This is a genomic window from Lacinutrix himadriensis (assembly GCF_001418105.1).
Classification (GTDB): domain Bacteria; phylum Bacteroidota; class Bacteroidia; order Flavobacteriales; family Flavobacteriaceae; genus Oceanihabitans; species Oceanihabitans himadriense.
Genome location: NZ_LIQI01000032.1, coordinates 148,155 through 169,632, shown reverse-complemented (window position 1 = coordinate 169,632; position 21,478 = coordinate 148,155). Strand labels below are relative to the sequence as shown.

Here is a 21,478-nt window from a genome sequence, read left to right as displayed (position 1 = left end):
ATGCTTGGTTTTAACTAAAATATTATTTTTTGGTGGTCACCTGTATCACACCGTTTTTAGCTTTTTCGCCATATTTTCGTGTGTGCTTTTCACCTTTAATAACATTCATGCTTGCAATGTTATTTGGGTCTAGATTTTCCAGTTCTTCCCTTGTAGATTCTTTATCATCTATAAATATTAAAGGGCTATTTTCTGCGTCTGTAGAAATAAATAAAGAATTTCCAATATTAGATTTTATAAATTTCACATCTTGTTCTTCGTTATTGTCAGTATGCCAAATAGTTTCCTTGTCTCCTTCAATAATAATATCTTCGCTAATTATGTTTCCATTTTTCTCTTTTGTTTGAATTATCATGTGTTTGGAGTTTGGACTAAGTGATTTATTGCTTGTAAATGAATATACCTTTTTTTTGTTTTTAAAATTTTTTCCGTCTTTTATGATATTTCCGTCTTTATCCTGAGTAATAATTTTTATATCATTAGCAGCACCTTCTTCAACAACCCAAGTTTTACTTTCTTTTCCTTGTTTAATATCTTCAGTTATTATATTTCCATCTTTATCTTTCGTTATAAAAAGTACTTTTTCTTTGTTTTCTGAAGCATCCGTATTTAAATCTATAATAGTAGCTTTTCTTTGTACAATTACTTTGTGGTCTTTGTTGTTTTCATCTTCAACAATAACTTCCATATTGTGGTTGGCATTTTTTTCTTCTTCCGTTAAAATAATAACGTTACTTCCAGAACCAGATTTTACAATTTTAGTCTTGCCATCTTCCGTAATAAATATTTCTTCGTCTTCTATAGTGCTAATAGAAATACTATAGTCTTCGCTATTATACGTGATTTTAATAGGTTTAATGGCGTTATTCGAATTAGAACTAAACTTGGTTTTTGTCTTTTTAGAACTTGCTTCAATCTTAATAGCTATGATTTCATTGTTGTTATTTCTTTTGATGCTTTTAAAATCAAGAGTTACGTCTTTACTTTTAAATTCGGAGGTTATTTTGTCTAATGCAGCATCTGTGAAATCCTTATTAATTAGCACCGTTTCAATAGCTTCAGTAGTTTGTGTGGAATGAAAAGCATTTCCATTCAAGTACACTTCTTTCGTATTAAAACTCATTAAAAACAACGCTAATAACGGCAATATAAAAGCATATTTTAATAGGTTTAATTTGTTGGATTTTGATTTGTGTAACATAACGATTCGTTTTTTGATTAATGAAGTGTAAAAATTATTTGTCAGTTTTAATTGCGGATTAGAAACAGTCGTTTTAAGTAGAACATATGCATAGCTTTTTTTACAAGAAGAGATACGCTGTGCATTTTTGTCTGCAATAAACTCCAGGTTTTGCTGCATTTCTTTTTTGTAAAACCAGATAAACGGATTAAACCAAAATATAACCGTCGCTAATTGTATTAAAATAATATCTATAGAATGCAAATGCTTGGCATGTACTTTTTCGTGATTAATGATATGTGTTAATTCGGTAGCACTAAATTGTTTTGCATTGTAAACAATGAAATTGAAAAACGAAAATGGCGAAGTGGCAGCTTCCGTTTCTATAATTTGAAAACCATTAATGGCTTCCGTCTTTTTATTCTTTAATAAACGAAACAAAGAAGTGCATTCTAAAACCAACTTTATCAAAAAGAAACTGACACCAAGTAAGTACATACTACTTAAAATGTTAAAAGTGTAATCTGAATCTGTTACGGTTGTAATGCTTCCTCCGGTTTCTGTAAATGCCGAAATATCGAAGGCGTGTTGCGAAGCTTCTATATAAATAGGAATCACTAATAAAGGCAAACCAACAGTCACTAATACACCTATGAATAAAAACCATCGGTTGCTTTCAAAAAAAGTTTCCCGTTGCAAAAACAATTTGTAGCATAAATAGAATAGCGCAGTAATGACAGATGCTTTTATTAAATATTCCATGCTTATTTTTTTTGTTCAATTATGGAAATAATCTCCTTCAGTTCTGCAACACTTATTTTCTCTTCTTTAGCAAAAAAGGAAACTACATTTTTATAAGAGCTATTAAAGTAATTGTCTATGGCAGTGTTCATAAACTTCTTTTTATACGCTTCTTTGGTTATTATAGGAAAGTATTGATGCGTTTTTCCGTAGGCAGTATAACTAACATAACCTTTCTCTTCCAGATTTCTAATAATAGTAGAAAGTGTATTGTAATGCGGTTTGTCGTCCGTTATTTCTTTTAAAACATCTTTTACAAAAGCCTTTTCAAGCTTCCATAAAATGTGCATAATCTCTTCTTCTTTGTTGGTTAGTTTCTGCATCGAAAACATATTTTTGTTCCCATAAAATGGGGATCTAATTAATTTTTATTAAATGTATAACTATTTATGTAGTTATACAACTATAAATATAGTTTTTCAACTAAATTTTAAGTTTTGTTTTTTCATTTAGAAGAAATACTATCTTCGTAAAAAAAAATAATTATGAGTATTGCTTTTTTGATTTTAGGCTTTGTTTTGTTAGTAATAGGAGGTGAGTTTCTAGTTCGTGCTTCGGTTGCTTTATCTTTTAAATTAAACATATCTAAGATAGTTATTGGTATGACTGTGGTGTCTTTTGCGACTTCAGCTCCAGAATTACTAGTGAGTTTAAACGCAGCGCTGTCTGGCTCTCCAGCAATTGCAATAAATAATGTGGTAGGTTCTAATATCGCAAATATTGGTTTGGTGCTAGGTATTACGGCAATAGTTGGTTCTATAGGTGTCGATAAGTCTTTTTATAAGGTAAACTGGCCAGTAATGATGTTGTTCTCTATTGCGTTATATTATTTTCTTTGGAATGATAACCAACTAACAGCAATAGAAGGTGCAATCCTTTTTACAGCTTTAATTGTATTTGTAATCTTTTTAATTAGAAGTCAGAAAAACGCGGAAGTTTCCGAAGAAGTAGATGATGCTTTAGCAACCGTTTCCAATTTTAAAATGATTATTTGGTTACTTATAGGTGCTTTGGCTTTATATTTTGGTAGTGAGTGGTTGGTAAAAGGAGCTACAGAAATTGCAACACAACTTGGAGTTAGTGAAGCAGTAATTGGTGTTACTATGATTGCAATTGGAACCAGTGTTCCAGAATTAGCAGCTTCTGTAATTGCAGCAGCGAAACAAGAAAAAGCAATCTCTTTAGGAAACTTAATTGGTTCTAATATTTTTAATATTGGTTCGGTACTTGGTTTAACTTCTATGATTAAAACCATTCCAGTAACAGAGTCTTTAATACTATCTCGCGATATCTTTTGGATGCTAATCTTTGCTTCTCTAGTTCTAGTTTTAGCATTGCTTCCAAAAAGACACGAAATAAACAAAATAAAAGGATTTGGTTTAGTTATGCTTTACGGTATTTTTATCGTCTTAGTGTTTAGAGGGAGTTAGGGAGAGGTTGGTTTGGAGTGTTTGTGTTTGATTAGTTGCGTGTTTAAGCATGCGGTTTAGCAAATATAAACCGAATAGAAAAGTCACAAGGATTTTCGTAAGTAGGCTAAAAGACATCAATGAAATATACTAGGTGTTGTAACACGTTTTTATTTTTTTGTAATTGTTTTATAAAATGATTGGCCAAAATCTTCAATTATAATATTCTCAAAAGTCAAGTCATTATCTTTTATTTTACTCCACATTATTTTTCGATTATTTACAATACCATAATTAATAAAACTGATTTCAAACAATACATTATTTTGTTCTCTTTTATTTACTTTAATTATATAAAACCTATTAGCGTTCATATGATTATCAACAAAATTAGGATTGATAGCCATATTAACTCCTTTCTGCATTGTTTGTTTACTTGGATACATTAGTATGTCAGTTCCCATATTATGTATAGGAAATAAGGATTTGTAAGCAATAGAAGATGAAACTGAATAGTCATTATCCTCAATAAATTTGGTGTCAATAAATTCTAGATATTTAATTAATCCTTTCTTTTTATTTTGAGATAATTCTCCTTTAAAAGTTTCTTCTATTTTTTCATCCAAGAGTTCTTTGAAAATTTTAAATTCATTATCAGGTGGTAATTCTGATCTTAAATAATTTTCAAAAAGTAATATTTCTTCAGTATTATTCACGTTCCATTTAGAAATACAATACATTTTATTTTTAAAGTCGTCATCTCGAATTGTTTCAAAAAGTGAAGTGATTGGATTATTAGAGCAATAAAAAACAGGTTTTTCAGGGAAATTACATCTTCCCATTTTGGTAAGATTTATTGGTGGATATGAATATTCAGAAAACATATCTATATCAGTAAATGTTGAATATTCTCTAACTCTAAATAAGTTAAAGTTAAAATCTTTACATTTCGTAGATAGTAATAAATTTGGAGGTGAAATTAAGAACTCTTTTTGAATTATTGAATAAACTTCGTTTATATAATCTTCTTTTTTCGGGTATTTCTCTTTATCATAAAAAGGAAATTCAGATTTATTTAATTTTTTTATAGCTTTTAACGAATTTTCCAATGAAGGAAAGTCTTTTAATACATCTTTATTGCTCATTTTTCGTTAAATGTGTTACAACGGTTAAAACAATATAAGTCCGTTTTCAAGAACCTACATCTGCATCTAAACGAAGTTAGCGAAAAAAACTTAAAAACTCAAAAGCATAAATTACTCACATAAAAAAAAGGCTATCTATACAGACAGCCTTTTTAATGGATAATTAAATAATGTAAATGGTATTAGCTAATATTTGCAGACTTTACAGTCTTAATAATTCTACCAGCAATTTTATATGGATCTCCATTAGAAGCAGGTCTTCTGTCTTCTAACCATCCTTTCCAACCTTTCTCAACAGTAATAATTGGTATTCTTATAGATGCTCCTCTATCTGATACTCCGTAAGAGAAATCATCAATAGATGCAGTTTCATGGTCTCCTGTTAAACGTTGATCGTTAAATTCTCCGTAAACAGCCATGTGTTCTTTTACAACTGGTCTAAATGCTTCACATATTTTTTCGTACGTTTCTTTACTTCCACATGTTCTTAAAACAGTGTTAGAGAAATTAGCATGCATTCCAGATCCATTCCAATCCATATCTCTACCTAATGGTTTTGGATGGTACTCAATATAGTAACCATATTGTTCTGTTAATCTATCTAATAAATAACGAGAAATCCAGATTTCATCACCTGCTTGTTTAGCGCCTTTTGCAAACAATTGGTATTCCCATTGCCCAGAAGCAACTTCTTGGTTAATTCCTTCAAAATTTAAACCTGCATCAATACATAAATCTGCATGCTCTTCTACTAGTTTTCTACCATGTGTATGTAAACCACCAACAGAACAGTAATACATTCCTTGCGGAGCAGGATAACCACCAATAGGGAAACCTAAAGGTAATTGTGTTTTTGTGTCCATTATAAAATACTCTTGCTCAAATCCAAACCAGAAATCATTATCTTCATCTTCAATCGTAGCTCTTCCATTAGAAACGTGTGGCGTACCATCTGCATTTAAAACTTCTGTCATTACTAAATAACCATTTCTTCTTGTAGGATCTGGGTAAATTGCAACTGGTTTTAATAAACAATCAGAAGAACCTCCAGATGCTTGTTTAGTAGATGAACCATCAAAAGACCAATTATCTAGCTCTTCAATGGTACCTTGAAAATCTTCATGCTCTTCCACTTTGGTTTTACTTCTCATGTTTTGAGTTGGGAAATACCCATCTAACCAAATGTATTCTAATTTAATTTTTGCCATAATACTTACAAATTATATTAATAATAAGGTTACGAATATAAGTAATTTTCATTATTGCCTATAAAAAAATAGCCCTAATCATTTTAATTTTATTGAATTGTTGTTAATAGCCCTATTTTTTTTAGGGTATTGTTTTTTTTATAGCTAAAAATTGTAAATTTGTAAAACAAATAAAACATAAACTTATGTCCACCTTAAGATTTCATGCCGTAAAAGAAACCTATAATAGGAAACCTGTTCACATTGAAGAAAAGGAACGTCGTTCTTCCATTTTTGGTGCTAATGTCTTTAATGAAGACACCATGCAACAATATTTAACTAAAGAGGCACTTAAAAGTGTGCAGGATGCCATTAAAAATGGTTCAAAAATAGATAGAGTCATTGCAGATCATATTTCTACAGGTATGAAAGAATGGGCAATTTCTAAAGGAGTGACTCATTATACCCATTGGTTTCAACCACTAACAGGTGCTACTGCAGAAAAGCACGATGCGTTTTTTGAGCCTGTTGGAAATGGTAGAGCAATTGAGAAGTTTGAAGGCGGACAACTAGTACAACAAGAACCAGATGCTTCCAGTTTTCCTAATGGAGGCATTCGTAATACGTTTGAAGCGCGTGGTTACACCGCTTGGGATCCAACTTCACCAGCATTTATTTATGGTACAACACTTTGTGTGCCTACTGTTTTTGTTTCCTATACCGGAGAAGCGCTAGATTATAAAACTCCGCTACTTCGCGCGTTGCAAGCCGTAGATCAAGCAGCAGTTGCCGTTTGTAAATATTTTGATAAAAATGTAAAAAAAGTAAATGCCTCTTTGGGTTGGGAACAAGAGTATTTCTTAATCGATCTTGCCTTGGCTAATTCTCGTCCAGATATAGTATTAACTGGTCGTACGTTATTAGGACATTCTCCAGCAAAAGGACAACAGCTAGATGATCACTATTTTGGAACCATACCAAATCGAGCAATGGCATATATGCGAGACTTAGAAACCGAATGTATGTTACTTGGTATTCCAGTTAAAACAAGACATAACGAAGTCGCTCCTAATCAATTTGAATTGGCGCCTGTTTATGACGAAGCAAATCTTGCAGTAGATCACAATTCCTTATTAATGGATGTGATGGATAAAATTGCGGCACGTCATAATTTTAAAGTGCTTTTTCACGAGAAACCATTTGCCGGAGTGAACGGTTCTGGGAAACATAACAATTGGAGTTTAGCCACAGATACTGGAGTAAATCTTTTAAGTCCGGGGAAAACACCAATGAGCAACTTACAGTTTTTAACCTTTTTTATTAATACCATTAAAGCGGTTTATGATAACGAAGAACTTCTTCGTGCTGCAATAGCATCTGCTAGTAATGATCATCGTTTAGGAGCAAATGAAGCGCCTCCTGCAATTATTTCTGTATTTATAGGAGAACAATTAACGAAGACATTAAGTGAGCTGGAAAATGTGACTAATGGTAAATTATCTCCGGAAGAAAAAACAGATTTAAAATTGAATGTCGTAGGAAAGATTCCAGATGTGCTACTCGATAATACCGATAGAAACAGAACGTCTCCTTTTGCGTTTACCGGAAACAAATTTGAATTTAGAGCAGTAGGATCTACAGCAAATTGTGCAAATCCAATGACGGTTTTAAACGCTATTGTTGCAAAACAATTAATAGAGTTTAAAGGGGAAGTAGATGCCTTAATTGAAAAGAAAAGCTTGAAGAAAGACGAAGCGGTTTTCAATATACTAAGAGAATACATCAAGAAATCTAAAAACATTCTATTCGAAGGAAATGGGTATGGAGAAGCTTGGGAAAAGGAAGCTAAAAAACGCGGATTAAGTAATAATAAAACGACTCCGGAAGCATTAAAAGCTAAAATCTCTAAAAAAGCTATCGATCTATATGGCGATTTAGGTATTATGAATAAGGTGGAAGTGGAAGCGCGTTACGAAATAGAAGTAGAGCAATATACCATGCGTTTACAAATAGAAAGTCGTGTGCTTGGTGATATCGCAAGAAATCATATCGTGCCAACTGCTGTAAAATATCAAAACATTTTAATTGAAAACGTAAGAGGACTTAAAGAAATTTATGGTGCGGATTTTAAAAAATTAGCCAAAGAACAAATGGTTTTAATTGAAAGCATATCCAGCCATTTAGAATCTTTAAATTCTAATGTTACTAAAATGACGAACGAACGTAAAAAAGCGAATATGCTAGCAGATATAGAGAAGAAAGCCGAGGCATATTGTTTTAAGGTAAAACCGCTATTTGATGATATTAGATACCATTGCGATAAGTTAGAGTTATTGGTAGATGATGAGCTTTGGCCACTAACAAAATATAGAGAATTACTGTTTACAAACTAGATATTAGTATTCATTAATATTAAGGTCGCTTAATAAAAGCGACCTTTTTTATGGGACAAAAGTTAATACTTTGTATTTTGTCTAATATAATTTACATATCAACGAATACTTTGGTTAATAGGGGTTTAGTCTCTTCTGTTTTGCTTATTTTAGCAGAGCTATTAATCAAATCAATTTAAAATGAAGAGGCTTTTCTTAAGTGTCCTTATGCTCATGGTTGCGACTTTTATATTCTCGCAAGCTAGTAAAGAAAAAGAGGAACAAGATTTCAAAAAAGATTTAGTACAAACAGAACACGTAGTTCAAAATAATATTAACTAGTTATAGTTAGTAAATGACTTTACGAGTTGTTTTGTGTTAATTTAAGTTTTTAAGTATTTATAATAAAGACAAATGAACTTTCTTCATTTGTCTTTATTTTTTTATATTAGATGGATCCCTAAATAAGTAATACCCATGATTTTATATTTAAAACAATCTTTTACAGTTGTATTCCTGTGCTTTTGTTTTTCTCAAGTTCATTCGCAAACAAAAACCGAAGTAAGTAAACAACCGAAAGAAAATTCACATGCTTTTTTCTATCAATATAGAGCAAATAATGTGTTTACAGCAGCTGTTGGTACCGCAGTAATTAATGGAGATTACCAAGATCCATTATTCGAGTTTTATGGTCAAGTAGGTTATAAAAGATATATTAATCCCTATGTAAATGTGAATTTTACCTACAATAAATTCAACCTTGCACATAAAAACATTAGTAATAATGGATACATGTCTTTTGATCTTAATGTAGAAAGTACCATGATGCCAGATAGCTTTTTTACCCCTTTTGTTTTTGCAGGTGCAGGAGTTAATGCATCTAATTATTTTACAACAACAGATATGAAAATACAAGGAGGTATTGGTGTAGAATATATAATAATGGAAGATTTTGGAATCAAACTGTTTACCGATTATAACCATACCTTTTCAGATGAATTAGATGGAAAAGTATTTGGTGATGCAAACGATGTGTATTGGAGAATTGCTTTTGGAGTAAATTATTACTTTGGTAGAACTAACAAAAAGAGTAAAATACCAAGTGATGTACCAACAATTATTAATTCTAATCCAATAATTCATAATTAACTAAAATACAATTCCTATTTTTGTTGCTCAAAATAGATTCATGAGCCAAGATGTAAGTAAAAGATATGCACAAAGAGGAGTTTCTGCTTCTAAAGAAGATGTGCATAATGCTATAAAAAATATAGATAAAGGATTATTCCCAAAAGCATTCTGTAAAATCGTTCCAGATTATTTAACCAATGATGACGATTATTGTTTAATCATGCACGCAGATGGTGCTGGAACAAAATCATCACTAGCATATATGTACTGGAAAGAAACAGGAGATATTTCTGTTTGGAAAGGTATTGCTCAAGATGCACTTATCATGAATATTGACGATTTACTTTGCGTTGGTGCAACAGATAATATTATGCTTTCCTCTACTATTGGAAGAAATAAAAACCTAATTACAGGCGAAGTGCTTTCGGCAATCATTAATGGTACCGAAGAACTTATTCAAGACTTAAAAACCTTTGGTGTTACTATTCATTCTACAGGAGGCGAAACTGCAGATGTTGGTGATTTGGTTAGAACGATTATTGTAGATTCTACAGTAACGGCAAGAATGAAACGTGCAGATGTTGTGGATAATGCAAACATTAAACCTGGCGATGTCATTGTTGGTTTAGAAAGTTTTGGTCAAGCTACTTATGAGAAAGAATATAATGGCGGAATGGGAAGCAATGGCTTAACTTCTGCAAGACACGATGTCTTCTCTAAATATTTAGCAGAAAAATATCCGGAAAGTTTTGATGCTTCCGTACCAGAAGATTTAGTGTATTCTGGAAATGTCAAATTAACAGACGCTGTACAAGATTCTCCTATTGATGCAGGAAAACTAGTATTATCACCAACTAGAACCTATGCGCCAATTATTAGTGCCATCTTATCTAAATATAAAAGCGATCGTTTGCACGGAATGGTACATTGCTCAGGAGGAGCACAAACCAAAATACTTCACTTTATAGATAACCTGCATATTGTAAAAGATAATATGTTTTCGGTTCCACCATTATTTAAACTTATTCAAGAACAATCTAAAACAGATTGGAAAGAAATGTACCAAGTTTTTAATTGCGGACATAGAATGGAATTATATGTAACTCCAGAAATTGCTGAAGATATTATCGCTATTTCAAAATCTTTTAACGTAGATGCCAAAATTATTGGTCGCGTGGAAGCTTCCGAAGTGAAAAGCTTGACTATTAAAAGTGAATATGGTGTTTTTGAATACTAATTTCATTTTATTAATGTATCCGTTAATAGGTTCTTAAAAAAGTGCAACTAATGAGTTTCGAAAAAAAAACATTACTTATTCTATCGTTACTGTTATTAGTAATTAATATATATGTGATCACTACATTCTCTGTTTTTGAAAGGAGACTAGTGCGATTAATAAGTGTGTTTTCTTATTTTTTGTTATTTATGTTTTTTAAAGGATATAAAAATAAGGCAATAGGTATTGTTCTTGTCTCCTTTTTAATTTCTGATTTTTTCATGCTTTTTTATGAAGACAGCTTGTTTAATAAGCTAACGTCTGTTTTTTCCATTATTGGTTATTTAGTCTTGTTGCGTAGTGGATTAAAAAAAGTGCAATTAAAAAAAGTGAATAAATTTGTTGTTGTTTTTTTTGGAATATTAATTTCATTAAATTTATTTTTTTTAGATCAACTAATCCATTTAATTACCTATAAACTACATGATGGCTTACTGCAAATAATATTCTATTTGTATGGCGTCGTAACTATTTTAACCTGCGTTTTTGCAGGAAATTATAATTTCACAACCAATACTACAAAATCCATGTACTATATGTATTTTGTTTTTGGTTTTGTTCTTTCCGATTTCTTTACGGTATTAGCTTATTATTTTGAAGTAAAGATGTTTTATCTTCCAGAGATTTGTTTTTACTTTTTTGCCTTCTTTTTTACGGTACGATACGCAATTCATGATTATAAGGAAGCTAAAGTAATACTGACTTATTAATAGTAATGGCTTTGCCAGTACCTCGGTTTTCTGTTAAAATTTGTTAAAAATATTAAATGCTTTGTTGAAGTATTTAAATTCGTGTGCTACTAAATTTTTGCTCATGAAAAAGGTATTAATCCTACTAATCGTATTATCTGTTAATTACAGTAATGCGCAATCCGATTCTACAGTTGTGGATACCACCTTTAGAGGGAGTTTTCCTAAATGGAAAAACAAAAATATTGCTACTTTAGATGTAAGTGAAGTCGCTTTTGTGAATTGGAATTCTGGAGGAAGCAATTCCATTTCCGCTTTATTAGGTGTTGCAAGTCAAGCAAACTACAAATTCAAACATTTTTTTTGGAATAATAATATTAATATCCGCTACGGAATTAATAAACAACAAGAACAAGAGTTAAGAAAAACCGAAGATTTAGTGGAGGTTAACTCTAGTGTTGGTTATAGAAGAGATAGTTTAACCAATTGGTTTTATACTTCTAGATTTAATTTTAAAACGCAGTTTACAAACGGGTATACCTACCCAAACACATCCAATGCTATTTCTAAAATTATGGCTCCTGGCTATTTGTTTTATGGTGTGGGAATTGAATATGGTAAAAATATAGAAAGATTATCCGTTTACTTTTCACCAGCAACTACAAAATCTACTTTTGTTTTAGATCAAGAATTAGCAAACGCAGGAGCATTTGGTGTTAAACCAGCTATTCTAGATGAACAAGGAAATGTGATTAAAAATGGAGAGCAGGTGCGAAATGAGTTTGGGATACTAATTACAAACGCCTACGAAACAGAAATAGCTACTAATATTTATATGAAGCATGCGGTGAATTTTTATACCGATTACCTTAATGACTTCGGAAACATAGATGTAGACTGGCAAGTAAACTTAGATTTTAAAGTAAATAATTACGTAAGAGCGAATCTAGGTTCACATTTAAAGTATGATAATGATGTGAAAAATCTGATGGCTATTAATGAAGTAACGGAAGAAGAAGAATACGTAGAAGAAGGTGCCAAAGTGCAATGGAAACAAATTCTTGGTATTGGTGTTGTTGTAGATTTTTAAATCTATAATTAAGCAAAGCCTTTTATTAAAAAGATAAAGACTAAAGATACCGAACAGTCTATTAGAAATAGAAAACAGAGTAGTTTTACGTTAGAAACACCAACCATTTTGTAGAAGCCAATTCTTCGTCTAACGCTAAAATCTTTTAGAAGTAGTCCAAATAAAATTACTACAAATAGCTTCGTTAAAATAGTAAGCACAAAGCTTTGGCTTATTATTAAAACAATAAGATTGATAGTAATAGACCACAGAAATAGTGGTTTATAGTAAGCGAGTATTCCTTTTAGCAGTTTCATGAGTATTATTAAAACGCAAAAGTGCTCTAATTATTTCCATAACAATATTGCTAGTCTATACACTATATAAAATCCATAAATTATCGTATTTTTGGCATACAATTTTTTAGAAGATAGATGTTAGATAAATTACAAATAGTAAAACAACGCTTTGATGAGGTTAGTGATTTAATCATTCAACCAGATATTATTACAGATCAAAAGCGCTATGTAGAGTTAAATAAAGAATACAAAGACTTACGCCTTTTAATGGATAAACGTGAGCAATATATAGAGTTTACAGATAATCTTGCAGAAGCGGAAGCGATTATTGCAGATGGTAGTGATGCCGAAATGGTAGAAATGGCCAAAATGCAATATGACGAAGCTAAAGAAGGGATTCCTAAGTTAGACGATGAAATTCGTGTGCTTTTAATTCCTAAAGATCCGCAAGATTCTAAAAATGCGGTAGTAGAATTACGTGCAGGAACTGGTGGAGATGAAGCTAGTATTTTTGCTGGTGATTTATTTAGAATGTACACCAAATACTGCGAAGGTAGAGGCTGGAAAGTAGATACTGTAGATTATAGTGAAGGTACCAATGGCGGATTTAAAGAAATTCAATTTGAAGTTACTGGTAACGATGTGTACGGAACTTTAAAATTTGAAGCTGGAGTGCATCGTGTACAACGTGTACCACAAACCGAAACACAAGGTCGTGTGCATACAAGTGCAGCAACCGTTATGGTATTTCCAGAAGCTGAAGAGTTTGATGTAGAAATAAACCCAAAAGACGTACGTATCGATTTTTTCTGTTCTTCAGGACCAGGAGGGCAATCGGTAAATACTACCTATTCTGCAGTGCGTTTAACACACGTTCCAACCGGATTGGTAGCACAATGTCAAGACCAGAAATCACAACATAAAAATAAAGAGAAAGCTTTTAAAGTATTGCGTTCTCGTTTGTATGATATGGAGTTGGCTAAGAAAAATGAAGAAGATGCTGCTTTACGTGGAACCATGGTAACTTCTGGTGATAGAAGTGCTAAGATTAGAACCTACAACTATTCGCAAGGTCGTGTAACCGATCATAGAATTGGATTAACACTTTACGATTTACAAAATATTGTAAATGGCGATATTCAAAAAATTATAGACGAATTACAATTAGCAGATAACACCGAGAAGTTAAAAGCTAGTGACGAACACCTTTAATAATAAGCCTCTTTTTTGAGGCTTTTTTATTAAAATGTAAATAGAAATAATTTGTCATTCCGCACCCGATGCGGAATCCACTAATACTAAAAATAGATTCTGTGTAGTAGCGCAGAATGACAATATCTGATTCATGACAACACAACAACTTACTGCTCAGATCCAAAAAAAGAAATCCTTTCTATGTATAGGATTAGATGTCGATTTAAATAAAATCCCAAAACATCTTTTAAAAGAGGAAGATCCAATTTTCGCTTTTAATAAAGCAATTATAGACGCTACACACCATTTATGTGTTGCCTATAAACCAAACACTGCTTTTTATGAAGCCTACGGATTAAAAGGTTGGAAAGCTTTAGAAAAAACCATTAACTATTTAAACGAAAAGCATCCAGAAATTTTTACCATTGCCGATGCTAAACGTGGCGATATTGGTAATACAAGTACTATGTATGCTAAAGCTTTTTTTGAAGACTTAGCGTTCGATAGTGTTACTGTTGCTCCCTACATGGGAAAAGATTCGGTAGAACCTTTCTTAGCTTTTGAAAACAAACATACCATTATGTTGGCGTTAACTTCCAACGAAGGTGCTTTCGATTTCCAAACCAAACAAGTAGAAGGAAAAGAATTATACAAACAGGTTTTAGAAACTTCTAAAAATTGGAAAAATTCAGAAAACCTAATGTATGTGGTTGGTGCTACTAAAGCCGAATATTTTGCAGAAATCAGAAAAATTGTTCCAAATAGTTTTTTACTAGTTCCAGGTGTTGGAGCGCAAGGTGGAAATTTACAAGATGTCTGTAAATACGGAATGAGTGATACTGTAGGTTTATTAATAAACTCTTCTAGAGGAATTATTTACGCTTCCAAAGAACAAGATTTTGCAACTGCGGCAGCAAACAGTGCAAAAGATTTGCAAACACAAATGGAAGCATTACTGTCATTACGAGAAACGAAGTAAGCTTTTTAAATGAAACTAAAAGATCAATTAGGAAGACCATTAAACTTTAAATCCGTTCCAAAACGAATCATCTCTTTAGTGCCTTCACAAACCGAATTGTTATACGATTTAGGTTTAGAATCTTCTATTGTTGGTATTACTAAATTCTGTGTACATCCAAAGCAATTATTAAAAACAAAAACAATTGTTGGTGGTACAAAGCAGATAAATCTAGATAAGATAAAAGCATTACAGCCAGATATTATTCTATGTAATAAAGAGGAAAACACGAAGGAGATTGTTGCTGCTTGTAATGACATTTGTGTGGTGCATGTTTCCGAAATTGAAAACATTTCCCATTGTGTAGAAATGATTCAGCAATATGGAGAGTTATTCAATAGGAAGGAGGAAGCTTCCGAAATTTCAGAAAAAATTCAAAATAATTTAAAAGATTTTCAAAACTATATTCAAGAAAAACCGACTTTAAAAGTGGCGTATTTTATCTGGAAAAATCCTTTTATGGTTGCTGGTGAAAATACCTTCATTAATTATTTATTACAATTAAATAAATTGGTAAATGTTTACGCCCATTTAGGAAGGTATCCAGAAATTGAAATGCAACAAAATAAAGAAATAGAGGTGGTCTTTTTATCTAGTGAACCATATCCTTTTAAAGAAAAACATATCGAAGAATTAGGAGCGTACTATACTAATGCCAAAATACAATTAGTAGATGGCGAAATGTTTTCGTGGTATGGTTCTAGACTAATTAAGTCTTTTAGTTATTTTAAGAAGCTACATGTAAGTCTTTAGTATACTTTTTCTTGTATACCACTTCCACAAAACGTACAGCTTTTTTATCTGTAGCTTTTAGGTTTAATAGCTTGTCTAAATTTGGTTTTATATTTCCAACTTTGCAAAATTGTGCGCTCATAACTTGTTCTTTATATATAAAGTACGAGTTTTCTTCGCGTTTGGATTTTAAGCAAAGGTTAAAGAATTGATAAATAATTAAATGGCAGACGGAGATTGATCTCTAGAAAGATATTTTAGCTTATTCAATTTACCAAGAAGTTTGATCGCTCTGTATTCCGAAATATCACTTAAAGCATGGTCTGTTTGTCTAAGATTATAAGCTTGCTCTACCAAATTTTTATATTTTTTATCGAGTTTACTTTGATGTTTTTGTATTAATTCATTTTTGTTCATGATGGTAATTTGCTATTAATCAATTAAATATACAATATTTTTAGGTAGCATAATTATGCTTGATTAAATTTAATAAAAAAAAAGATTCTTTTAAAATTTATTTTTAAATTCTATGTAGCCTATTCTAAAGAGTAAATCGTTTAGCAAATAAAAAGCCTTTGAAGAATTATTCCTTCAAAGGCTTTTATATATTTTAGTAATCGAATTTTCTAACTATATGGACTAATCTTGTAAAGCAAAAACTTTACGTAATAAATCTGTAGTTCTAGAAGACGATTTACTTCTAATTTCACCTTCTTCAACAGCAATCATTTTATAAACTCCATTTAAAGCTTCTCCAGTAACATAATCTGTTAAATCCGGATTTACATTGCTAGTAAAAGGAATTGCGTTATACTTGTTAATTAAATTCGCCCAAACTTGGTCTGCACCAACTTTATCAAACGAAGCTTTAATTACTGGATTAAACTTAGCGTATAAAGCCGTTTGTGTTTTGCTCGTTAAGTATTGTGTAGCTGCATCGTTATCACCAAGAAGAATGTTTTTTGCATCTGTAAAAGTGATGTCTTTCACTGCACTAACAAAAATAGGAGTTGCTTCACTTACCGCGTCTTCTGCTGCTCTGTTTAATACTTTCAAACCTTCGTCTGCTAAGCTGCTTAATCCAATATCACGTAACGCTTTATCTACTTTTTTTAATTCTTCAGGTAACAATATTTTAACCAAGTCGTTTTTATAAAAACCATCTGTTTGTGTCAATTTAGTTACTTGTTTGTCAATTCCTAAATCTAAAGCTTCTCTTAATCCAGATCCAATTTCAGATTCAGACAGCGCACCAACTTCTTGTGGTAATTGGTCAATAACTTGTTGTAATTCTGCGCAAGCAGTTAAGTTTAAAAGAATAACTAAGGCAAATATTTTTTTCATGATTTATAATTTAAGGTGTAAAGATACTTATTATGGCGTGTTTTTTTTATAAAAACCGCGTTTTCCGTTATATCTTTTTGTGAAAAACAAAAAGGATGCCACTGCAACCACTCACGCAAATAGTAACTATGAGAAAATCACCGTTTTATTATTATAAACCATCACCTTACGTTTAATATGTAGTTTAATAGCATTGGCTAAAACTATTTTTTCTAAATCACGTCCTTTGGCAATTAAATCTTCAATGGCATGTGTATGAGAAACACGGGCAACATCTTGTTCTATAATCGGTCCAGCATCTAATTCCTCAGTAACATAATGACTCGTTGCTCCAATAATTTTTACGCCTCGTTTATAGGCAGAATGATAGGGCTTTGCGCCAACAAAAGCGGGTAAAAAAGAATGGTGAATGTTGATGACTTTGTTGTTATACTGACTTATTATCTTACCAGATACAATTTGCATATAACGAGCAAGAACAATAAAATGGATACCGAACTCTTTACATAATTTTAATTGTTGTTCTTCGGCTGCTGCTTTGGTTTCTTTGGTAACTGGAATATGATAAAACGGAATATTAAAACTATCTGCAATAGGCTTTAAAGTATTGTGATTACTTATTATAAACGGAATCTCTACATCCAGCTCTCCAGAGTTATAACGACCTAAAATATCGTATAAACAATGGTCGTATTTAGAAACAAATAATGCCATTTTCGGCTTGTCTTCGGCAGAATAAATACGCCATTTCATTTTAAATTGTTCGGCCAAATTAGATTTAAAGTTTTCTTTAAAAGCTTCCGTATTAAAAGAAACTGCTTCAAATTCTCCTTCTAATCGCATAAAGAAAATGTCTTGTTCTCTATCTACATGCTGATCTATATATACAATGTTTCCGTTATTATTCGCTATAAAATTGGTGACAGTTGCAATAATTCCAGATTGATCCTTACAGTTTATAAGTATGGTTAGTTTTTTCATGTTTGTTTCCGCGAAAGCAGTATTTTTTTATATTTTTATTTCCGTGAAAACGAAAATCGAATACCTAATAGGTATACTAAATTACTCTAAAAAAGGGAACTTATCTTTTTGTTTTTAACTTTTAGATAATTACATATTATAGAGCAATATTTTTGAATATTCCGTAAATTGCAAGCCTAAAACAGATTATATTTTAAGAATGACACAAGCAACACCATACAAGCCAAAATATAAAGTACGAATCGTTACTGCAGCAGCATTATTTGATGGTCATGATGCATCCATAAATATTATGCGTCGTATAATCCAATCTACAGGAGTAGAAGTCATCCATTTAGGGCATGACAGAAGTGTAGATGAGGTTGTAAATACAGCCATTCAAGAAGATGCAAATGCTATTTGTTTAACTTCTTACCAAGGTGGACATAATGAGTATTTTAAATATATGTACGATCTTTTAAAAGAAAGAGGTGCAGAACACATCAAGATTTTTGGTGGTGGTGGCGGTGTAATCCTTCCGTCTGAAATTAAAGATTTAATGGATTATGGTATTGCACGTATCTACTCTCCAGATGATGGTCGTGCCATGGGATTACAAGGTATGATTAACGATCTAGTGGAGCAATCGGACTTTGCCATTGGTGATGTTTTAAATGGGGAATTAGATATTTTACCAACTAAAAATGCAAAAGCAATTGCTAGAGTAATTTCTTCTGCAGAAAATTTTCCTGAGGTTGCCAAAGACACTTTAGATAAAATTCATATAAAAAATAAAAATTCTAAAACACCAGTTTTAGGAATTACAGGAACTGGAGGAGCAGGTAAATCTTCTTTAGTAGATGAATTGGTTCGTCGTTTTTTAGTCGATTTCCCAGAAAAAACCATTGGTTTGGTTTCTGTAGATCCTTCTAAACGTAAAACAGGTGGTGCCCTTTTAGGGGATAGAATTCGAATGAATGCTATCAATTCACCAAGAGTATATATGCGTAGTTTGGCTACGCGTCAATCTAATTTAGCATTATCAAAATATGTAAATGAAGCAGTTCAGGTTTTAAAAGCTGCGGAATATGATTTAATTATTTTAGAGACTTCAGGAATCGGACAATCCGATACCGAAATCATGGAACATTCTGATGTTGCTTTATATGTGATGACTCCAGAATTTGGTGCTGCAACTCAATTAGAGAAAATTGACATGTTGGATTTTGCGGATTTAGTTGCCATCAATAAATTTGATAAACGTGGTTCTTTAGATGCCTTACGTGATGTGAAAAAACAATACATGCGTAACAATAATCTTTGGGATGTGCATCAAGATGATTTACCCGTTTATGGTACTATCGCTTCGCAGTTTAACGATCCAGGAATGAATACGCTGTACAAAGCCATCATGGATAAGTTAGTGGAGAAAACGGATTCAGATTTAAAATCGACTTTTCATATTTCAGATGAAATGAGCGAGAAGATTTTCGTTATTCCACCATCCAGAACACGTTATCTTTCTGAAATTGCAGAAAGTAATCGTGCCTATGATAAAACGGCAAATACACAAGTGGAAGTTGCTCAGAAATTATACGGAATTTTTAAAACATTAGAATCTGTTTTAGACGCAACACCTGTTTTAGATAAAGCAGGAATTGCTTCCGAATCTATTTCACCTAACGAAGAAAATAAAGATTTTGTAAAACTTTTAGTTGGTGAATTTGACCGCGTAAAATTAAACTTAGATCCTTACAATTGGGAAGTGATTACCGGTTGGGATGAGAAAGTAAATAAATACAAAAATCCAATTTATAGCTTTAAAGTAAGAGATAAAGAAATAAAAATAGAAACACATTCAGAGTCATTATCACACTTGCAAATACCAAGAATAGCCTTACCAAAGTACCAAGCTTGGGGAGATATTTTAAAATGGTGTTTACAAGAAAACGTACCAGGAGAATTCCCGTATACTTCCGGATTATATCCTTTTAAACGTACCGGAGAAGATCCAGCACGTATGTTTGCAGGAGAAGGCGGACCAGAACGTACTAATAGACGTTTTCACTATGTAAGTGCAGGTTTACCAGCAAAACGTTTGTCGACAGCTTTTGATAGTGTAACGCTTTACGGAAATGATCCAGATTTAAGACCAGATATCTACGGTAAAATTGGTAATGCCGGAGTTTCCATCTGTTGTTTAGATGATGCTAAGAAATTGTATTCTGGTTTCGATTTAGCAAATGTAATGACGTCGGTAAGTATGACTATTAATGGTCCTGCGCCAATGTTATTAGGTTTCTTTATGAATGCTGCTATTGATCAACAATGTGAGTTTTACATTAAAGAGAACGGACTAGAAAAAGAAGTAGAAGCAAAAATTGCTAAAATTTATAAAGGTAAAATTCGTCCATCTTATCATGGCGAATTACCAGAAGGAAACAATGGTTTAGGTTTAATGCTTCTTGGTGTTACAGGAGATAAAGTATTACCAGCAGACGTGTATGCCGAAATTAAAACCAACACGATTGCACAAGTTAGAGGAACCGTTCAAGCAGATATTTTAAAGGAAGATCAAGCACAAAATACTTGTATTTTTTCTACAGAATTTGCATTGCGCTTAATGGGAGATGTGCAAGAATATTTTATCGAGAATAATGTCCGTAACTTCTATTCAGTATCAATTTCTGGTTATCATATAGCAGAGGCAGGAGCCAACCCGATTACACAATTAGCGTTGACCTTATCTAATGGTTTCACGTACGTGGAATATTATTTAAGTCGTGGTATGGACATCAATAAATTTGGTCCAAACTTATCGTTCTTTTTCTCTAACGGAATTGATCCAGAATACGCCGTAATTGGTCGTGTAGCAAGAAAAATTTGGGCAAAAGCAATGAAGCACAAATATGGTGCAAATGCAAGAGCGCAAATGTTGAAATACCATATTCAAACTTCGGGACGTAGTTTACATGCGCAAGAAATTGACTTTAATGATATTCGTACAACGCTTCAAGCATTGTATGCTATTTATGATAACTGTAATTCCTTACACACCAATGCGTATGATGAGGCTATTACAACGCCTACGGAAGAATCTGTACGTAGAGCAATGGCAATTCAGTTAATTATAAATAAAGAATTAGGATTAAATAAAAACGAAAACCCAATACAAGGATCTTTTATTATTGAGGAATTAACGGATTTAGTAGAGGAAGCTGTGCTTTTAGAATTCGACAGAATTACTGAAAGAGGTGGTGTTTTAGGTGCTATGGAAACCATGTACCAACGTAGTAAAATACAAGAAGAAAGTCTGTATTACGAAACATTAAAACATAACGGGAAGTTCCCAATTATTGGTGTAAATACATTCTTAAGTTCTAAAGGGTCTCCAACGGTTATTCCTGCGGAAGTAATTAGAGCAACAGAAGAAGAGAAGCAATTTCAAATTAAAACCTTGGCAAATCTTCATGATGCAAATGAAACAAAAGCATTGTTAAAAGATTTACAAGAACGAGCAATCAACAACGAAAATATTTTTGAAGCTTTAATGGAAGTTTGTAAAGTATGTTCCTTAGGTGAAATTACTGCTTCCTTATTTGAAGTTGGTGGTCAGTATAGACGGAATATGTAAGCAGATTTTTAAGTAATTATATACTCTTTTTAATACAC

The 21,478-nt window shown here is 32.1% G+C and carries 19 protein-coding genes; 10 read left to right on the top strand and 9 right to left on the bottom strand.

The window, feature by feature from the left end:
- Positions 1-22: 22 nt before the first annotated feature.
- Positions 23-1,942: a M56 family metallopeptidase gene (locus tag AMD28_RS17950; protein WP_055445517.1), complete on the bottom strand. Its 1,920-nt coding sequence runs from the start codon at positions 1,940-1,942 to the stop codon at positions 23-25.
- A gap of 2 nt (positions 1,943-1,944) precedes the next feature.
- Positions 1,945-2,304 (bottom strand): BlaI/MecI/CopY family transcriptional regulator, encoded by a 360-nt coding sequence (locus AMD28_RS17945; protein ID WP_055445516.1) that lies wholly within the window; start codon positions 2,302-2,304, stop codon positions 1,945-1,947.
- Positions 2,305-2,466: 162 nt separating this feature from the next.
- On the opposite strand from AMD28_RS17945, the gene AMD28_RS17940 reads away from it, so the two are divergent.
- Complete coding sequence (locus AMD28_RS17940; protein ID WP_055445515.1) at positions 2,467-3,411, top strand: calcium/sodium antiporter; 945 nt, start codon at positions 2,467-2,469, stop codon at positions 3,409-3,411.
- 149 nt (positions 3,412-3,560) lie between these two features.
- Here AMD28_RS17940 and AMD28_RS17935 read toward each other — a convergent pair whose 3' ends face one another.
- Together AMD28_RS17935 and AMD28_RS17930 are read right to left on the bottom strand one after the other, a co-directional pair.
- Positions 3,561-4,535 carry a hypothetical protein gene (locus AMD28_RS17935; protein ID WP_055445514.1) on the bottom strand — a complete coding sequence of 325 codons (975 nt, stop codon included), beginning with the start codon at positions 4,533-4,535 and terminating at the stop codon, positions 3,561-3,563.
- A gap of 182 nt (positions 4,536-4,717) precedes the next feature.
- Positions 4,718-5,743, bottom strand: coding sequence for a glutamine synthetase beta-grasp domain-containing protein (locus tag AMD28_RS17930; RefSeq protein ID WP_055445513.1), 1,026 nt, complete (start codon positions 5,741-5,743; stop codon positions 4,718-4,720).
- Between the two features lie 185 nt (positions 5,744-5,928).
- On the opposite strand from AMD28_RS17930, the gene AMD28_RS17925 reads away from it, so the two are divergent.
- The 5 genes from AMD28_RS17925 to AMD28_RS17905 all read left to right on the top strand — a co-directional run bounded on the left by AMD28_RS17925 (position 5,929) and on the right by AMD28_RS17905 (position 12,280).
- Positions 5,929-8,115, top strand: coding sequence for a glutamine synthetase III family protein (locus tag AMD28_RS17925; RefSeq protein WP_055445512.1), 2,187 nt, complete (start codon positions 5,929-5,931; stop codon positions 8,113-8,115).
- A gap of 456 nt (positions 8,116-8,571) precedes the next feature.
- The gene (locus tag AMD28_RS17920; RefSeq protein ID WP_193787290.1) at positions 8,572-9,243 is read left to right on the top strand and encodes a porin family protein; all 672 of its coding nucleotides are present in this window, start codon (positions 8,572-8,574) and stop codon (positions 9,241-9,243) included.
- 40 nt (positions 9,244-9,283) lie between these two features.
- Positions 9,284-10,462, top strand: a complete 1,179-nt coding sequence (locus tag AMD28_RS17915; RefSeq protein ID WP_055445511.1) for an AIR synthase related protein — start codon at positions 9,284-9,286, stop codon at positions 10,460-10,462.
- Positions 10,463-10,512: 50 nt separating this feature from the next.
- Positions 10,513-11,211, top strand: a complete 699-nt coding sequence (locus AMD28_RS17910) for a hypothetical protein (protein WP_152975647.1) — start codon at positions 10,513-10,515, stop codon at positions 11,209-11,211.
- A gap of 103 nt (positions 11,212-11,314) precedes the next feature.
- Complete coding sequence (locus AMD28_RS17905; RefSeq protein ID WP_055445509.1) at positions 11,315-12,280, top strand: DUF3078 domain-containing protein; 966 nt, start codon at positions 11,315-11,317, stop codon at positions 12,278-12,280.
- An 8-nt stretch (positions 12,281-12,288) separates the two neighbouring features.
- On the opposite strand, the gene AMD28_RS17900 is transcribed toward AMD28_RS17905, so the two are convergent.
- The gene (locus tag AMD28_RS17900) at positions 12,289-12,576 is read right to left on the bottom strand and encodes a hypothetical protein (protein WP_055445508.1); all 288 of its coding nucleotides are present in this window, start codon (positions 12,574-12,576) and stop codon (positions 12,289-12,291) included.
- Positions 12,577-12,693: 117 nt separating this feature from the next.
- Between AMD28_RS17900 and prfA the strand changes: the two genes are divergently transcribed.
- The 3 genes from prfA (at position 12,694) to AMD28_RS17885 (ending at position 15,523) form a co-directional block, all read left to right on the top strand.
- Positions 12,694-13,770 (top strand): peptide chain release factor 1, encoded by a 1,077-nt coding sequence (prfA, locus tag AMD28_RS17895; RefSeq protein ID WP_055445507.1) that lies wholly within the window; start codon positions 12,694-12,696, stop codon positions 13,768-13,770.
- Positions 13,771-13,903: 133 nt separating this feature from the next.
- Positions 13,904-14,731, top strand: a complete 828-nt coding sequence (pyrF, locus tag AMD28_RS17890) for an orotidine-5'-phosphate decarboxylase (RefSeq protein ID WP_055445506.1) — start codon at positions 13,904-13,906, stop codon at positions 14,729-14,731.
- Between the two features lie 9 nt (positions 14,732-14,740).
- Positions 14,741-15,523: an ABC transporter substrate-binding protein gene (locus tag AMD28_RS17885; RefSeq protein ID WP_055445505.1), complete on the top strand. Its 783-nt coding sequence runs from the start codon at positions 14,741-14,743 to the stop codon at positions 15,521-15,523.
- Here the strand turns inward: AMD28_RS17885 and AMD28_RS18655 are convergent.
- The 4 genes from AMD28_RS18655 to purU all read right to left on the bottom strand — a co-directional run bounded on the left by AMD28_RS18655 (position 15,498) and on the right by purU (position 17,827).
- Positions 15,498-15,644, bottom strand: a complete 147-nt coding sequence (locus AMD28_RS18655; RefSeq protein ID WP_161804651.1) for a hypothetical protein — start codon at positions 15,642-15,644, stop codon at positions 15,498-15,500. The genes AMD28_RS17885 and AMD28_RS18655 overlap by 26 nt on opposite strands.
- A 77-nt stretch (positions 15,645-15,721) precedes the next feature.
- Complete coding sequence (locus AMD28_RS17880; RefSeq protein WP_055445504.1) at positions 15,722-15,919, bottom strand: Lacal_2735 family protein; 198 nt, start codon at positions 15,917-15,919, stop codon at positions 15,722-15,724.
- Positions 15,920-16,141: 222 nt separating this feature from the next.
- Entirely contained in the window at positions 16,142-16,846 is a 705-nt protein-coding gene (locus AMD28_RS17875; protein ID WP_055445503.1) for a DUF4197 domain-containing protein, read from the bottom strand.
- 126 nt (positions 16,847-16,972) lie between these two features.
- Positions 16,973-17,827: a formyltetrahydrofolate deformylase gene (gene purU / locus AMD28_RS17870; protein WP_055445502.1), complete on the bottom strand. Its 855-nt coding sequence runs from the start codon at positions 17,825-17,827 to the stop codon at positions 16,973-16,975.
- A gap of 199 nt (positions 17,828-18,026) precedes the next feature.
- On the opposite strand from purU, the gene AMD28_RS17865 reads away from it, so the two are divergent.
- On the top strand, positions 18,027-21,440 hold the full coding sequence (locus AMD28_RS17865) for a methylmalonyl-CoA mutase family protein (RefSeq protein WP_055445501.1): 3,414 nt from the start codon (positions 18,027-18,029) through the stop codon (positions 21,438-21,440).
- The last annotated feature ends 38 nt before the right edge of the window (positions 21,441-21,478 follow it).

Excerpts from the sequence above, each read along its gene's own strand:
- AMD28_RS17950 (WP_055445517.1), bottom strand. The coding sequence starts at position 1,942 with ATGGAATATTTAATAAAAGCATCTGTCATTACTGCGCTATTCTATTTA.
- AMD28_RS17945 (WP_055445516.1), bottom strand. The coding sequence starts at position 2,304 with ATGCAGAAACTAACCAACAAAGAAGAAGAGATTATGCACATTTTATGG.
- AMD28_RS17940 (WP_055445515.1), top strand. The coding sequence starts at position 2,467 with ATGAGTATTGCTTTTTTGATTTTAGGCTTTGTTTTGTTAGTAATAGGA.
- AMD28_RS17935 (WP_055445514.1), bottom strand. The coding sequence starts at position 4,535 with ATGAGCAATAAAGATGTATTAAAAGACTTTCCTTCATTGGAAAATTCG.
- AMD28_RS17930 (WP_055445513.1), bottom strand. The coding sequence starts at position 5,743 with ATGGCAAAAATTAAATTAGAATACATTTGGTTAGATGGGTATTTCCCA.
- AMD28_RS17925 (WP_055445512.1), top strand. The coding sequence starts at position 5,929 with ATGTCCACCTTAAGATTTCATGCCGTAAAAGAAACCTATAATAGGAAA.
- AMD28_RS17920 (WP_193787290.1), top strand. The coding sequence starts at position 8,572 with ATGATTTTATATTTAAAACAATCTTTTACAGTTGTATTCCTGTGCTTT.
- AMD28_RS17915 (WP_055445511.1), top strand. The coding sequence starts at position 9,284 with ATGAGCCAAGATGTAAGTAAAAGATATGCACAAAGAGGAGTTTCTGCT.
- AMD28_RS17910 (WP_152975647.1), top strand. The coding sequence starts at position 10,513 with ATGAGTTTCGAAAAAAAAACATTACTTATTCTATCGTTACTGTTATTA.
- AMD28_RS17905 (WP_055445509.1), top strand. The coding sequence starts at position 11,315 with ATGAAAAAGGTATTAATCCTACTAATCGTATTATCTGTTAATTACAGT.
- AMD28_RS17900 (WP_055445508.1), bottom strand. The coding sequence starts at position 12,576 with ATGAAACTGCTAAAAGGAATACTCGCTTACTATAAACCACTATTTCTG.
- prfA (WP_055445507.1), top strand. The coding sequence starts at position 12,694 with ATGTTAGATAAATTACAAATAGTAAAACAACGCTTTGATGAGGTTAGT.
- pyrF (WP_055445506.1), top strand. The coding sequence starts at position 13,904 with ATGACAACACAACAACTTACTGCTCAGATCCAAAAAAAGAAATCCTTT.
- AMD28_RS17885 (WP_055445505.1), top strand. The coding sequence starts at position 14,741 with ATGAAACTAAAAGATCAATTAGGAAGACCATTAAACTTTAAATCCGTT.
- AMD28_RS18655 (WP_161804651.1), bottom strand. The coding sequence starts at position 15,644 with ATGAGCGCACAATTTTGCAAAGTTGGAAATATAAAACCAAATTTAGAC.
- AMD28_RS17880 (WP_055445504.1), bottom strand. The coding sequence starts at position 15,919 with ATGAACAAAAATGAATTAATACAAAAACATCAAAGTAAACTCGATAAA.
- AMD28_RS17875 (WP_055445503.1), bottom strand. The coding sequence starts at position 16,846 with ATGAAAAAAATATTTGCCTTAGTTATTCTTTTAAACTTAACTGCTTGC.
- purU (WP_055445502.1), bottom strand. The coding sequence starts at position 17,827 with ATGAAAAAACTAACCATACTTATAAACTGTAAGGATCAATCTGGAATT.
- AMD28_RS17865 (WP_055445501.1), top strand. The coding sequence starts at position 18,027 with ATGACACAAGCAACACCATACAAGCCAAAATATAAAGTACGAATCGTT.